Raw genomic sequence first — 14,410 nt, 5'->3', positions numbered from 1 at the left:
CAACACTTTCGGTCCGCTAATGGCCCGAAAGGAGGAGAACAGCGTTCTCCGGCGTTCTTTCCTGTTCCGCTCCGTGCTGCCCGCTTCTACGCTCGTCCCATGACAATTCCTTCCGAACCCATCGGCAGCATCCCCCGTTCGGCCGAATTGCTCGGCGCTCTCGCCGCGCGCGAAAGCGGGCAGCTCGGCGACGCGGCTTTCGCCTCCGTTCTCGACCGGGCGGTCCGCGAGACCATCGAAACGCAGGCGAGCATGGGCGCGACCGTGGTCACGGACGGCGAGCAGCGCAAACCCAGCTTCGTCACCTACCCGATCGCGGGTTCGGCGAATCTTTCCTCGGACGGGGTCGTCATTCCGTTCGCCGACGGCCACCAGCGGCAGCTGCCCAGTCTGACCTCCGGCCCGTTCCGCTACCAGGAGCACGCCGAGCAGTATTTACGGGCCGCGCGGCAGTGCACGAATATTCCAGTGAAACAAGCGGTGATCGCGCCTTCCGCGCTGTCCCTGCTTTACCCGGCGTCGGGGATCGACGGCTATTCGCGCGAGAATTTCCTCGCCGACCTGGTCGACGGGGCCGAGGCCGACATCCGCGGGTGCCTGGACGCGGGCGCGCACGTCGTCCAGCTGGATTTCACCGAGGGCAGGCTGTCGCTGAAACTCGACCCCAGCGGCCAGGTGCTGCGCGATTTCGTCGAACTGAACAACCGGGTGCTGGCGCGGTTCAGCGAATCCGAGCGGGCGCGCCTCGGCGTGCACACCTGTCCCGGCGGAGATCAGGATTCCACGCACAGCCTCGACGTCGACTACGCCGGCCTGCTTCCCGAGCTGTTCCGGCACACTGCCGGCAATTTCTACGTCCAGCTGGCCAGCGAATCCGACCCGGACCGGGTTCTGCGCGTTCTGGCGGATCAGCTCAGGCCGGGGGTTCGCGTGTTCGTCGGGGTGATCGACCCGATCGACCCCCGGGTGGAGACCGCCGAGGAGGTGCGGGACCGGGTTTTGCGCGCCGCTCAGTACATTCCGGTGGAACAGCTGGGGACGTGCGACGACTGCGGCTTTTCCCCGTTCGCCGACGACCAGTCGACCTCGCGGGAGACGGCGTTCGCCAAGATGCGCGCGCGGCTGGAAGGCACCGCGCTCGCGGCGGAGCAGCTCGGGGTCGGTTTCCCCGCTGCCCGCGACAGCGAGGAAGCGCGGCGCACCGCGGCTGTCGACTGATTTTCGCGCGTCGCCAAGGAAAACGGCCCGGCGACGGCTACGCACGGTGTTTCGCCGTGCCGGGATCGGGCCAGTCGCGACCACGACCGAGTCAGCGGCGGTGACTCGCGTCCTAGGCAGCGTGCCGAGCCGGGCCGATTTCCTGGCCTCGACAGGGAAACAGCTTACCCAGTCGGGTGTTTCGGCCTGACTTTGCCGGAAAGGATGGTCCTGAGGTAACAGGGGGCATTCAAAGCACTACTGGTTGTAACGTCTCTCGTAGGGCGGTCGGCCTGGACGGCGAAGGGGAGAGATGAGGTTTCCGAAAATCAGCGGCGGCACGGTGGCGCTGCGGGCGGCGCGCGTGTTCGCGGTTTTCGCCGGACGGTCGCTGCTGCTGGGGCCGGCGGCGGCAGCGGCGCGGCTGCGCGGCGAACGGTTCGACCGAGACGTCTGGCTGGCGGACACCGTAGTGGCGTTGGGGCCGGCGTTCGTGAAGGCGGCCCAGCTCCTGAGCACCAGGGCGGATCTCTTGCCGCAGCGAGTGTGCCGCGCGCTTTCCCGGCTGCACGACCAGGTCCGCCCGGTTCCGCCCCGCACGATGCCGCCCGCGCTGAGGTTCGGCGCGGGCGAGCCGCGACTGGTCGGCGCGGGCAGCATCGCCTGCGTGTACCGGGTGGTCCTCCCGGACGGCCGGGCGGTCGCGGCGAAGGTGCGCAGGCCGGGGATCGTCCAGTCCCTTTCGGCTGATCTCGCGATGCTGGAACGGGCGGCCGGGGTGCTGGCCAAGCTGCCGACGCTGCGCGGCGTGCCGGTCGCCGCCGTCGCCGGGCAGCTCGCCGAGAGCATCCGCGCGCAACTCGACTTCGGGAGGGAAGCGGATCGGCTGGAAGGCTTCCGGAAAGCGCTCAGCGGCGCGGACGGGGTGACCGTGCCGGGAGTCCGTCCCGGACTGTCCACTGAGGACATTCTGGTGATGGACTTCCTGGACGGCCTGACCCGCCGCAGTCCGGACGAACTCGGCGAGGAGGAACGCCGGGACGCGGTCGTGCGTGCCTTGCGCGCGGTGTACCGGATGCTGTTCCTGGACGGCGTGGTGCACTGCGACCTGCATCCCGGCAACCTCTACTTCCGCGAGGACGGCTCGATCGTCGTGCTGGACGCGGGGTTCACCGTCCAGCTGTCGGAGTCCGCGCGGGAGAAGTTCGCCGCGTTCTTCTACTGCATGAGCCAGGGCGACGGCGAAGCCTGCGCCGACATCGTGCTGTCGACCGCGAAAGCCTCGCCGGGCTCCGACCCCGCCGGGTTCCGTGCCGAACTGTCCGCGCTCGTGGAGACACACACCGGACGCAGCGCGGCCGACTTCGACCTGGTTTCCTTCGCAGCCAAGCTGTTCGACCTCCAGCGCCGGCACGGTCTCCACGCCGACCCGCAGTTTGTCTTCCCGATCCTGTCCTTGCTGGTCCTGGAGGGCACAGTGCGCGAATTCCACCCGGACGTCGACTTCCAGCGGGAGGCCCGGCCGATGCTGGTCACCGCCTTGATGGAACGCGTCGTCGCCGTCCCGCAGGAAGCAAGATGATGTCCGGCGTTCTGGCCCGGGCGCTGCGCCAGGACTCGCGGCAGGTCGATTTCGGGCTGCGCCGGTTCCGGCTGCGGCCCGGGCCGGCGCGCGGTGTCCTGGAGTCGGCCGGCCAGGCGTTCCTGACCGGGCTGAACGCCTCGGTCGAGCCGGATCGCGACACGCTCGAGCAGCAGGTGTCCGCGCTCGAACCAGAGCTGCGCGGGTTCGCGTTCGAGGGCGCGGGAATGGGGTGCGCTCTGCTGGACCTCATCCTTCCGGCCCGGCGCGGGCGAGTCGCGGCTTTGCTGAAAGGACCGGCCGCGGGCTATCCGCACCTCGTGCACGTCGGCGTCGGCTGGGCGTACGCCCGGTTGCGGTTGCGTCCCTTTTTCCGGAGCACCGGCACGGATCCGTTGCTGCGCTGGCTGGCCTGGGACGGATTCGGGTTCCACCAAGGGTTTTTCCACACCGACCGGGCAGTCGGCCGCCGTCGGGTCGAACCCGGGCTCGGCCTCGGGCCGCGGCACGTCCGCGACCAGGGACTCGGCCGGGCACTGTGGTTCTGCGAATGCGCGGATCCCGAAGGCGTCGCACTGCGGATCGCCGAGTTCCCCGCCGGCCGGCGGGCCGACCTGTGGAGCGGAATCGGCCTCGCCGCGACTTACGCGGGCGGTGCCGACGCCGGTGAACTCGCCCGGCTGGCCGACCTGTCCGGGGACTGCCGCGCGCACCTGGCACAGGGTTGCGCGTTCGCCTGCGCCGCGCGGCGGGTCAGCGGAATCGTGCCCGCGCACACCGACAAAGCCGCCGAGGTGCTGGCCGGAGCCAGTACCGACGTCGCCGCGGACTGGACCGAGCAGGCGCTCGGACAGGGCGTGCCGCACCCGTCCACACTCGCGCACTATCAGCGCTGGCGCGCGGAAATCCGGTATCTCTGGGAGAGGAAGAGCCGATGAGACCTTTTCTGCGCCGGCATCTGGCCCGCGTGGTCGCGTTGCTCGGCTGCGCGGCGGTGTTCGCGTTCACGGTCGTCCCACAATCGTCTTCGGCGGAGAAAACCGCGCTGGCGCACCAGTTCTCGTTCGCCGCCTCACCCGTCAGCCCGGACGACGCACCCGGTGGGCGGCACGTCCGGACGGTCGCCCCGGCCTACGAGCAGATCCGGTCCTGGATCTCCTCCGTGGGAGCGGCGACCGCGTTGTTCGCCGCGGACGGCGGCCCGGTCTCGCACGACGTCTGCCTGGTGGATCCCCGCACGGACACGGTCACCGTCGAGCCCGCTCCCGGCACTGGCGCGCGGTACGAGCCGTTCACGCTGACGCCGTCGGGGCTGGAGATGCCGTCCTTCGCGGCTCCGATGGGCTGCCTGCCCGCGGACGTGGACGAGAACGGCCGTCAGGACGTCGTCGTCTACTACTGGGGCCGGTCTCCGGTGATCTTCGAGCGGCTGCCGGGGACCGTGCCGTCGGCAGCCGCGTTCCGGCCGCGCGAGCTGGTCAGCCCGTGGCAGATCTGGAACACCAATGCCGCCACGATCGGCGATTTCGACGGCGACGGGCACCCCGATCTCGTCTTCGGCAACTACTTCCCGGACGGCGCGCGCGTGCTCGATCCCACCGCGCACCAGCCCGAACTGGTGATGAACGATTCGCTGTCGCACGCGGTGAACGGGGGCACGCTCCGGCTGTTCCGTTCCGTGGGTGCCGGCCGGTTCGCCGAGGCTCCCGGCGCGTTCCCGCCGGAGGTGCGGACCGGATGGGCGCTGGCGCTCGGCGCGCAGGACATCGGCGGGCGAGGGCTGCCCGATCTCTACGTGGCCAACGACTTCGGCCCCGATCACCTGCTGGTCAACGAGTCCGCCCCGGGCCGCTTCGCGTTCCGCCCGGCGACCGGGACGCGGCACGCGACGACGCCGAAGTCGAAGGTGCTGGGCAACGATTCGTTCAAGGGAATGGGCGTGGCATTCGCCGACCTCGACGCGAAGGGTGTCCCGGACATCCTGGTCAGCAACATCACCGAGCCGTACGCCCTGCAGGAAAGCAATTTCGCCTACCAGTCCACTGTGGACCGATCCACGACAGCCGCCCGGCTGCGCGAAGGCGTGGCGCCCTATGACGACCACAGCGAGGATCTCGGCCTGTCCCGCACCGGATGGTCGTGGGATGTCAAGGCCGCCGACTTCGCCAACTCCGGTTCCGACGAGGTCATGCACGCGACCGGTTTCGTCGCCGGGGAGGTGAACCGGTGGGCGCAGCTGCAGGAGACCGCGATGTCGAACGACCTGGTGCTGAGCCATCCCGCTCTGTGGCCGCGTTTCACCGAGGGAACCGATCTGTCCGGGCACGACCGCAACTCGTTCTTCGTGCGCAACGGAGACGGCCGCTACGTGAACGTCGCTGACGAGGTCGGCGTCGGCACCGACAAGGTCAGCCGTGCCTTCGCGGTCGGCGACGTGGACGGCGACGGGCGGCTCGACTTCGTCGTCGCGAACCAGTGGGCACCGTCCACGTTGTACCGCAACACGTCGCCAGCCGGAGCGTTCCTCGGGCTGCGTTTGCGAAAATCGGTGGGCGGCGACGCGTGCCGGACGGGCGGGCCGACGTCGCCCGCGATCGGGGCAGAAGCGGAGGTCGCCGCGCCGGGAGGCGGTAAGCGGCTCCAGCAGGTGTACCCGGCCAATGGGCACAACGGCGTCAACGCCCCGGACCTGCACTTCGGCCTGGGCAGCCAGCCGCCTGCCGCCGTGCCGGTCCGCCTGTCGTGGCGAGACGGCTGCGGGCGCCGCCACGACGGTTCGACCTCGCTCGCGCCTGGCTGGCACCAGTTGCGGCTCAACCCCGACGGCACCATCGAGGAGGACCGGTGACCAAATCGCCGAGCGAACGCCGTTCCGCTGCCCTGCGCCGGTTCGGCGCGTCGATCACCGTGCTGACCGTGCTCGGGCACACCGTGCTCGGCTTCGAACAGGCATACCTCACCCCGGTGGTCGCCGTGGTCGCCGCCCTGACCGCGGAGATCGTGCTGGAGTCGGTCGAGGCCGCCACCGCCGGGCGTCGCCCGCGCTATCTCGGCAAACCCGGCGCGGTGGTCGACTTCCTGCTTCCGGCCTACATCACCGGCATGGCGTGCGCGATGCTCCTGTTCGCCAACGACCGGTTCATGCCGACCGTGCTCGCCTCGGTCGTCGGCGTCGCGTCCAAATACGTGGTGCGGGTGCGGATCGGCGGCAAGAGCAGGCACGTGCTCAACCCGAGCAACGTCGGGATCGTGGCGGTCCTGCTGCTGTTCGGCTGGGTCGGCATCGCGCCGCCGTACGAGTTCACCGAATGGGTCTCCGGCTGGTGGGACGCGGTCGTGCCCGCGTTGCTGCTGATCGCCGGGACCATGCTGAACGCCCAGCTCACCGGCAAGGTCCCGCTGATCCTCGGCTGGGTCGGCGGCTTCCTCGGCCAAGCCTTGCTGCGGGCGTTGTTCACTGAGGTTTCGCTGGTCAGCGCGGTGCTGCCGATCACCGGGACGGCGTTCGTGCTGTTCACGAACTACATGATCACCGACCCTGGCACGACGCCGTCGTCCCGGCGCAATCAGGTGTACTTCGGGCTTGCCACGGCGGCGGTGTACGGCGTGCTCGTGCAATTCCACGTCGTATTCGGCCTCTTCTTCGCGCTGACGATCACCTGCGTGCTGCGCGCTGCGGTGCTCGTCGTCGCCGCCCGGAAGAGTCCGCAGTGGACTGTCCTGCTTCCGGCGCAGCGCAGTGCCGCCGAACCGGTGCCGGCGCGGGAGCCCGCGTGACCCGCCGGGAGGCGGGCGAGCCGATCGCGATCGTCGGGATGGCCTGCCGCTACCCGGACGCGACCGGCCCGGACCAGCTGTGGGAAACCGTGCTGCACCAACGCCGCGCGTTCCGGCGGCTGCCGCCGGGACGGCTGGACCTCGCCGATTACTGGAGCGCCGACGCGAGCGTCCCGGACCGCACCTACAGCGCTCAAGCCGCGGTGCTGGCGGACTGGGAGTTCGACCGGGAGGCGTTCCGGATCCCCGGCTCGACGTTTCGCGCCGCCGATCCCGCGCACTGGCTGGCATTGGAAACCGCGGACCGCGCGCTGGCCGACGCGGGTCATCCCGCCGGATCCGGTCTGGAAGCCGATCGGGTGGCTGTCGTCGTCGGCAACAGCCTGACCGGCGAAGTGACCCGTGCCCGGACGCTGCGGCTGCGCTGGCCGTACGTCCGGGACGTCCTGCGCGCCACGCTCGGCGAGGTGGACCTCGCGGAGGTCGAAAAGCGTTATCTGGCCGCGTTTCCGGAGGTCGGCGACGAAACACTGGCCGGAAGCCTCGCGAACACCATCGCGGGCCGGATCTGCAACCATTTCGGCTTCCACGGCGGTGGGTACACAGTGGACGGTGCGTGCGCCTCGTCGATGCTCGCCGTGATCACCGCCTGCCGGGCGTTGCGGGACGGCGGGGCCGACTTCGCGCTGGCCGGGGGAGTGGACCTGTCGCTCGACCCGTTCGAGCTGGTCGGCTTCGCCAAGACCGGCGCGCTCGCCGCCGACGAGATGCGGATCTACGACGAGCGTTCGGCGGGCTTCTGGCCGGGCGAGGGCTGCGGGATGCTCGCGCTCGCCCGCGCCGAAGACGCCCGCGCGGCGGGCTTGCCGGTGTACGCGGAGATCCTCGGCTGGGGCGTTTCCTCGGACGGCCGCGGCGGCATCACCCGGCCGGAAGCCGACGGACAACTGCTCGCGCTGCGCCGGGCGGGCGAGATGGCCGGGATCGAGCACGCGGAGATCGGGCTGTACGAGGGACACGGCACCGGGACGGCGGTCGGCGACCTCGTCGAGCTGACGGCGTTGAACCGGGCTCGGTCCGGCGCGCGGACCGCCGCCGCGCTCGGTTCGGTCAAGGCGAACATCGGCCACACGAAGGCGGCCGCCGGAGCCGCCGGGGTGCTCAAAGCCGCGCTGAGCGTGTCTTCGGGATTGCTGCCGCCGACCACCGGCTGCGCGACGCCGCATCCAGCGGTCGGGGAGACCTTGCGGGTGCTGAAGGAGCCGGAGCCGTGGCCGGACGGCCGCCGGTTCGCCGGAGTGAGCGCGATGGGCTTCGGCGGGATCAACACCCACGTCGTACTGGGCTCGCCGGCACGGCCCCGCTCGGTGCGGTCGCCGGTGGCGGACCGGCCGACGCCGGAATTCGACGTCTTCGCCGTCAGCGGGTCCGACCCCCTCCAGGTCGCTGCCGAGCTGACCTGGATCGCCGAGGCGGCACCGCGGCTGTCGCGGTCGGAGCTGCACGATCTCGCCTGCCACTACGGCCGCCGGGTCCCGTCCGGGCCGGTCCGGGCCGCGCTGGTCGCACGAACTCCGGCCGAACTCGCCTCCCTTGCCGCCCGCGCCGCGGCCGAAGTGCCTTCATTGGCGAATAGTCAGCTCTCCGCGTCCCCAGGCTCCTGGCTGGGCAACGCGGTGCCGGGCCGGGTAGCGCTGCTGTTCCCCGGACAGGGAGCGAGCGGTGCGGAACCGGCCGACACCACCGTGGCCCAGCCCGCGATCTACCGCGCGTGTCGCACCGCGCTGTCCCGGCTCGAAGACCTGGGCGTAACCGCCAGCGCCGCGATCGGCCACAGCCTCGGCGAGCTTGCCGCGCTCACGTGGGCGGGCTGTCTGTCGGCGGAGGACGGCGAACGGCTGGCCATCGAACGCGGTCGGATCATGGGCAAATACGGGACATCTGGCACCGGAATGCTCGCTGTCGCGGCGAGCGCGGCCGAGGCACAGGCGCTCTGCGCGGGGACGAAGGTCGTGGTCGCGGCCGACAACTCCGCCCTGTCGCAGGTGCTGTCCGGAGCTGTCGCCGAACTCCAAGTGGCAGCGGCCGCAGCCGAGCGACAAGGTTTCCGCGTCACGTGGCTTCCGGTGTCCCACGGCTTCCACAGTCCCGCTATGGCCGCCTGCGCCAAGCCGTGGCGCGCGTTCCTGGCGGGAGTCGAGCTCTCTCCGGTGCGGCGCACGGTGGTGTCCACTGTGTACGGTCGCGCGCTCACCGAACAAGACGACCTCGTCGAACTGCTCGTCGAGCAGTTGTGCGCGCCGGTGCGGTTCCGGGCCGCCGTGCAGGTCGTCGAAGCGGACTTGTTCTGCGAAGCGGGCCCCGGCCGGGCTTTGACGGCTCTGGCGGGGCGGGCGGCGGTCAGCCTGGACATCGGCGAATCCGGCGATCGCGCGTCCGCCGATTCCGCTGCCGCGCTGTTCGCCGCCGGGGCCGTCGCGAACCTCGTCCGCTGGTTCGCCGGACGCGCCGCGCGACCCATCGACCTCGGCCGCGAGCCGGAGTTCCTGACGAACCCCTGTGCGGCGGTGGCGGCGGTCGTCCCCGCCCCGAGGGAGGCGACGGACGCCGCCCCGGCTCGGGACGCCGCCGCGACAGTGACCGGCCTGCTCGCCGAGGCCACCGAGCTGGACGCGGCACTCATCGGCTCCGACGCCCGTCTGCTCGCCGATCTCAACCTGAGTTCGCTGCGGGCCACCCAGCTCGTGGTCGAGGCGGCGTCGGCACTCGGCCGGAAGCTGCCGTCGGTGTCGATGGCGTTCGCCGACAGCTCGGTCGGCGAGGTGATCGCGGAGATCGAACGGCTTCCGGAGACCGAGGAATCCGACGGGGAAATACCGGGCGTGCGGCCCTGGATCAGCTGCTTCGCCGAAGCCTTGGTCCCGGCCCGGACGGAACCGTGGCGTCCGACGGAAACGGTGTACCTCGCCGACCCCGAAGACGTCGAGGCGCTGCTCGACGCTGGCAGGAAAGCCCTGCGTCACCAGGCGCTCGTCGTGGTCACGCACGGCTGTGCGGTGAGCGGCTTCTTCCGTTCACTGCACCAGGAACATCCCGGCATCGGCATCACGCTCGCTCAAGTCCCGGTCGGTGCGGCGGATTTCTCCGCGCTCCACGCCGAACCCGGCCGGTTCCGCGAACTGATCCTCGGCGAGGACGGCACCTGGTACGAACCGCAGGAGCGGCCGGTGCACGCGGAGCCAGACGAAACACTGCTCGACGACCAGGACGTGCTCCTGGTCAGCGGCGGCGGCAAAGGCATCGGCTACGAGTGCGCGCGGGCCCTCGCCAGCACGACCGGGGTCGCGCTTGCCGTCCTCGGCCGCTCCCACCCGGAGACCGACGAACTCCTGCGGTCCAATCTGGACCGGCTCCGGGCGGACGGCATCCGGGTCGCCTACGAGGCCGCCGACGTCGGCGATCCCGCCGCGGTCGCGCTGGCCGTGAAAAAACTGACCGCCGAGACCGGGCCTGCGACCGCGCTGCTGCACGCGAGCGGCGTCAACGAACCCGCCCGGTTCGCCGATCTGACCGCCGAGGCGATCCGCGCGCACCTGCGTCCAAAAGTCACTGGGCTCCGCGCGTTGCTCGCCGCCGTCCCGCCTGAATCGCTGCGGCTGCTGGTCACCTTCGGCTCGGTGATCGGGTCCGCCGGGATGGCGGGGGAGTGCCACTACGCGCTGGCCAACGGCCTCCTGCGCGCCGAGGCCCGGCGGCTGGCGCGCGAGCTGCCGTCCTGCCGGGTGCTCGACATCGCCTGGTCCGCGTGGTCCGGCGCCGGCATGGCCGAACGCATGGGCGCGGCGCGGGCCCTCGCCCGCTCCGGGGCCACGCCGATCCCGGTCGAGGAAGGAACCGAGCTGTTCCTGCGGCTGCTGCGCACGCCGTCGATGCCCGCCGACGTAGCCGTGCACGGACGCCTCGGCGAGGAATTCCCGGCGGGCACGGGCCGGTTCCTGGAGCGGATCCGCACGGGCCACCCCGGCGTCGAACTCGTCGCCGACGCGACTCTTTCGCTGCGCACCGATCCCTGGCTGGACGGCCACCGGGTCGACGGAGCGGTGCTGCTGCCCGCCGTCGTCGGGCTGGAAGCCATGGCGCAGGCCGCTTCCGCGGTCGCCGGCCGGGCACTGACGACGGCTTGCGATGCCCGATTCGACCGACCGGTCATCGTTCCCGAAACCGGCGAGCACACAGTCCGGGTGTGCGCTTTGCGAGACGGGGACGTCGTCACCACCGTGCTGCGCTGTGCCGAATCCAGCTTCCTCACGGATCATTTCAGCGCGACTTTCCCGTTGTCCGCCGAGGAAACCGAAGCACCTCCGCCCGAGGTCCCCGATCGCGGCCGGATCGAACCGGACCAGCTGTACGCCCTTTTGTTCCACAGCGGACCCTTCCGCCGGGTCGCCGCGGCCGCTGTCCCGGACCCGTGGTCCTGCCGGGCCACGATCACCCCGAACGCCGAGCCCTGGTTCACCTCGGTACTCGGCGACCCAGCGGCCCACGACGCCACCGTGCACGTCCTGCAAGCTTGCGTTCCGACGCGGCGCTTGCTGCCGATCGCCTGCGACCGCGTCGATTTCGACCCGCGCGCCGCGGGCCCGTGGGAACTCCGCGGCTCCGAACAACACGCCGCTGACGGCCGCTACACCTGGAACGTCGTGGCCACCGACCCGAATGGCCGCACCGCCATCCGCTGGACCGGCTTGCGGCTGGCGGACACCGGCTCACTGTCCGACGATCGGCCGTTGCCGCCAGTCTTGCTGTCCGCGGCGATCACCCGGACGGCAACCGCGCTCGGGCTGGATCCGTCGCTGCGCGTGTCCATCGGCGAACCGTTCACCGTGAACGCCACCAGTTCCGGCCCGGCCGCCTGCGCTTGGGAGTTCGTCGAACCGCACGAACGACCGGATCCCGAACTGCTCCGCGTGCTCTCCGGCCCCTGCGACGAATCGCCCGAGCGGCTGGCCGCGCGAGCCTCGACGGTGCGGCGATGTCTGACGCGAGTGAGCAGGAACCCTTCGGAAACAAGACTTTCCGGTGCCTACGAGGGCGGCTGGCTGGTCCTCTCCACCGGAACCGCGCGGATCGCGTCCGCGGTGTTCGCGGTGGACGGATACCGCCTGCCCGTCGCGCTCGCGCTGCTCACGGCCGGTGGCGTGGCATGACCCCGGCCTACCGGTACCGCCATCCCGTCACGCTGGAGGAAACCAACCTCGTCGGCAATGTCTACTTCGCGCATTACCTTCGCTGGCAAGGACACTGCCGGGAACGGTTCCTTGCCGAGCACGCCCCGGACGTCCTCGCCTCGCTCACCGGTGGCTTCGCCGTGGTCACCACCGGGTGCGGCTGCGAGTACTTCGGCGAACTGACCGCAGGGGACGTCGTCGAACTGCGCATGACCCTGACCGGACTCGAAGACCACCGCGTCGCGATGGCCTTCGACTATTACCGGACCGAGGTCGCGGTGCCGCAGCTGGTCGCCCGCGGGCACCAGGCCGTCGCCTGCATGACCCGAGGACCCGGCGGCCTGGCACCGGTCCCGGTCCCCGAACAGCTCCGGAGTGCCCTGACGCCGTACTTGAAAATCCAGTAGTACGCTGGGGCGGTGACGACCACCGCCAGAGGAGAACGGCAGTACCGCCAGTACTGCGGGCTCGCCGCCGCCCTCGACACCGTCGGCGAACGCTGGACCCTGCTCATCGTGCGCGAGCTGCTGCTCGGCCCGCGCCGGTACACCGAGCTGCTCGCCGACCTGCCCGGCATCGGCACCAATCTCCTGGCGGACCGGCTGAAAAAGCTGAGCGCCGCCGGAATCGTCGAACGCTCCGAAACCCGAGCCGGGCACGCCTACCGGCTCGGCCCGCTGGGCGAACAGCTGCGGGAACCGGTGCTGGCGCTGTCGAAATGGGGCATCGGCCTGCTTGACGAACCGAGCGCGGACCAGGTCACGCGGCCGCATTGGGCCCTGCTAGCGGTCCAGTCCATGGCGGACGCGAGCCGGCTGCCCGAGGTCGCGGAAACGTACGAATTCACCGTGGACGACGAAATCTTTCACTTGACCGTCGACCGCGGAGCCCTGACCATGGCGCGCGGCCCCGCCGAAACCCCGGCGCTGAGCATCCGCACCGATGCGACGACGTTCGTCCGGATCGGCGCCGGAGCGCTCGAGCCGTTCGAGGCGCTGGCCACGGGAAAGCTGACATTCGACGGCGACCCGGACGCGGTAGTGCGCTGCTCGACGGTGCTGGGGCTGATGGTGCGGGCTGATTCTCGTGCTGTCGGCTGAGCTGGGTGCCTCGTCCGCTGGTGGTGCGGTGCTCGGGTGCGAGAGTGAGTGGCCAGAGGTTTTGCGCGAGTGCTGGGGTTGATGGAGCGGGTCGAATTTCGTCCCGTTGGCTGAGCTGGCGGTTCTCGGGAGCCGCGTCCGTTGGTGGCATGGCGCTGCGGTGAAACTCGGGCGGTCGAGCGCTTTGCAGGAATGAAGGGGCTGGCTGCCCGCGAGTTCTGCCGCCGGTTGCCCGTGGAGAATCTGGCCTGGCGGCGAGTTCTGTCCCGTGCGGGCAGGTGGCCCCGCCCGCACGTGGTGATTTGGTGCTTCCGCGCGACCGGAAGCTGGAGCCCCTGGCCGTCCTGGGATGCGGTGCTGGCCGAAGCGGTCTGGCGAGTGGCCGGAGGAGGCGTGCTCATGACACGGGCGGCCCGCAACCATCGGCGATCCGGTTGCCGAGGCCGGTGTCGCGGCCCGGCGGTGCCGTCCGTCTCTTGGCAGTGCCTTGCCTTCGGGTTGTCTGCCTGGCCTGCCTGCGGCGAGTCGTGTGGTTCCGCGCGGTCGGATGCCAGGAGGCTGCCGCCGCCTTCGTCATGCTGAGCGCGGCTCGACCGATCCTGCCGAGGTGGGCGCGCAGCCCGCCTCATCGACGGTCCGCGGCCCGGCGGCCAGAACGGAAGGGTCCCCGAATCTCGAAAGGGCCCGCTTCCGTCAGCGACCCGCCCGCACGGCGGGGTCCTGCGCAGCGACCCGGCCCGCGTATCGGCGGGTCGGGCCGCTGCGTGGGGCTGAACCTCAGAGGCCGCCCACCTTCACCGGGAATTTCTGGATCGACGCGATCGTCGTGTCCGGGTCGTCCGGCAGCACCAGGTCGATCGGGTTCTGCAGCTGGTAGAGGTCGCCGCGCGGCGGGAACTGGGTCAGCTTTCCGACCAGCATCCCCGGGTCCTTCGTGGTCAGCACGAGCGGCTCGTAGGCCTTCCGGGACCGGATGCCCGCCCGGCGCAGCAGGCCGTCGGGCTGGTCGATCGTCATGGTGAAGCTCAGCACCATGACCTGCTCGAAGCGCGGCGGGAACCGCTGGGTCAGCTTGAGCAGGCTCTTGGCGTCCACGTCCACGTCGTTCTGCTCGATCGTGATCGTGCCGCCGCCCTGGTCGGCACTGTCGCCGCCGGGCAGTTCGGCCGTGACCCGGTGGCCGACGACCCGCAGCCGCACCGAGTTGACCGGGTCGTCCGGGTTGACGTCGACCCGGACCCTGATCCCGCCGCGGAAGTCGACGCTGACCAAGGACGTGCGGATCTGCAGCGGGGTGTTGATCGCCAGGCAGCTGCACGGGATCTCCGCCCCGATCGGCGGAAGGCCGGTCTGCTGCGGGGAAGCTTCGGCAGGCCGCCCGCCCAGCAGCCCGCCGGCGGCGACCCCGCCCATCCCCAGCGCGGCCGCGGCGGCGGCTCCCTTCAGGAAGCCCCGCCGGTCCTTGCCGGGGCCTGGCTGTCCGGGTGTCTCGTCGTTCGGAGCGGGCATCCTCTACCTCCGCAGGT

9 protein-coding genes are annotated in these 14,410 nt (G+C 70.8%); 8 read left to right on the top strand and 1 reads right to left on the bottom strand.

What is annotated here, in order from left to right:
• Nucleotides 1-99 precede the first annotated feature (99 nt).
• The 8 genes from ACZ63D_RS00825 (at nucleotide 100) to ACZ63D_RS00790 (ending at nucleotide 12,884) form a co-directional block, all read left to right on the top strand.
• On the top strand, nucleotides 100-1,218 hold the full coding sequence (locus ACZ63D_RS00825) for a cobalamin-independent methionine synthase II family protein (protein ID WP_465352196.1): 1,119 nt from the start codon (nucleotides 100-102) through the stop codon (nucleotides 1,216-1,218).
• A gap of 292 nt (nucleotides 1,219-1,510) precedes the next feature.
• Nucleotides 1,511-2,779 carry an ABC1 kinase family protein gene (locus tag ACZ63D_RS00820; protein WP_465352195.1) on the top strand — a complete coding sequence of 423 codons (1,269 nt, stop codon included), beginning with the start codon at nucleotides 1,511-1,513 and terminating at the stop codon, nucleotides 2,777-2,779.
• The gene (locus ACZ63D_RS00815) at nucleotides 2,776-3,717 is read left to right on the top strand and encodes a DUF1702 family protein (RefSeq protein WP_465352194.1); all 942 of its coding nucleotides are present in this window, start codon (nucleotides 2,776-2,778) and stop codon (nucleotides 3,715-3,717) included. Before ACZ63D_RS00820 ends, ACZ63D_RS00815 begins: the two co-directional genes overlap by 4 nt.
• Nucleotides 3,714-5,627 (top strand): CRTAC1 family protein, encoded by a 1,914-nt coding sequence (locus tag ACZ63D_RS00810; protein WP_465352193.1) that lies wholly within the window; start codon nucleotides 3,714-3,716, stop codon nucleotides 5,625-5,627. Before ACZ63D_RS00815 ends, ACZ63D_RS00810 begins: the two co-directional genes overlap by 4 nt.
• A complete protein-coding gene (locus tag ACZ63D_RS00805; protein ID WP_465352192.1) occupies nucleotides 5,624-6,556 on the top strand; it encodes an enediyne biosynthesis protein UnbU in 933 nt (310 codons plus the stop codon). The genes ACZ63D_RS00810 and ACZ63D_RS00805 overlap by 4 nt, the downstream gene beginning before the upstream one ends.
• Nucleotides 6,553-11,763 carry an SDR family NAD(P)-dependent oxidoreductase gene (locus ACZ63D_RS00800; protein ID WP_465352191.1) on the top strand — a complete coding sequence of 1,737 codons (5,211 nt, stop codon included), beginning with the start codon at nucleotides 6,553-6,555 and terminating at the stop codon, nucleotides 11,761-11,763. The genes ACZ63D_RS00805 and ACZ63D_RS00800 overlap by 4 nt, the downstream gene beginning before the upstream one ends.
• Complete coding sequence (locus tag ACZ63D_RS00795; RefSeq protein WP_465352190.1) at nucleotides 11,760-12,191, top strand: acyl-CoA thioesterase; 432 nt, start codon at nucleotides 11,760-11,762, stop codon at nucleotides 12,189-12,191. The genes ACZ63D_RS00800 and ACZ63D_RS00795 overlap by 4 nt, the downstream gene beginning before the upstream one ends.
• A gap of 12 nt (nucleotides 12,192-12,203) precedes the next feature.
• Nucleotides 12,204-12,884 carry a winged helix-turn-helix transcriptional regulator gene (locus tag ACZ63D_RS00790; protein WP_465352189.1) on the top strand — a complete coding sequence of 227 codons (681 nt, stop codon included), beginning with the start codon at nucleotides 12,204-12,206 and terminating at the stop codon, nucleotides 12,882-12,884.
• A gap of 777 nt (nucleotides 12,885-13,661) precedes the next feature.
• On the opposite strand, the gene ACZ63D_RS00785 is transcribed toward ACZ63D_RS00790, so the two are convergent.
• Complete coding sequence (locus ACZ63D_RS00785) at nucleotides 13,662-14,393, bottom strand: hypothetical protein (protein WP_465352188.1); 732 nt, start codon at nucleotides 14,391-14,393, stop codon at nucleotides 13,662-13,664.
• Nucleotides 14,394-14,410 lie beyond the last annotated feature (17 nt).

This window comes from Amycolatopsis sp. NPDC104775 (genome assembly GCF_055583325.1).
This window is presented reverse-complemented; position numbering and strand designations above follow the sequence as displayed.

Coding starts and splice junctions, on each gene's coding strand:
- ACZ63D_RS00785 (WP_465352188.1), bottom strand. CDS start 14,393: ATGCCCGCTCCGAACGACGAGACACCCGGACAGCCAGGCCCCGGCAAG.
- ACZ63D_RS00795 (WP_465352190.1), top strand. CDS start 11,760: ATGACCCCGGCCTACCGGTACCGCCATCCCGTCACGCTGGAGGAAACC.
- ACZ63D_RS00820 (WP_465352195.1), top strand. CDS start 1,511: ATGAGGTTTCCGAAAATCAGCGGCGGCACGGTGGCGCTGCGGGCGGCG.
- ACZ63D_RS00810 (WP_465352193.1), top strand. CDS start 3,714: ATGAGACCTTTTCTGCGCCGGCATCTGGCCCGCGTGGTCGCGTTGCTC.
- ACZ63D_RS00815 (WP_465352194.1), top strand. CDS start 2,776: ATGATGTCCGGCGTTCTGGCCCGGGCGCTGCGCCAGGACTCGCGGCAG.
- ACZ63D_RS00825 (WP_465352196.1), top strand. CDS start 100: ATGACAATTCCTTCCGAACCCATCGGCAGCATCCCCCGTTCGGCCGAA.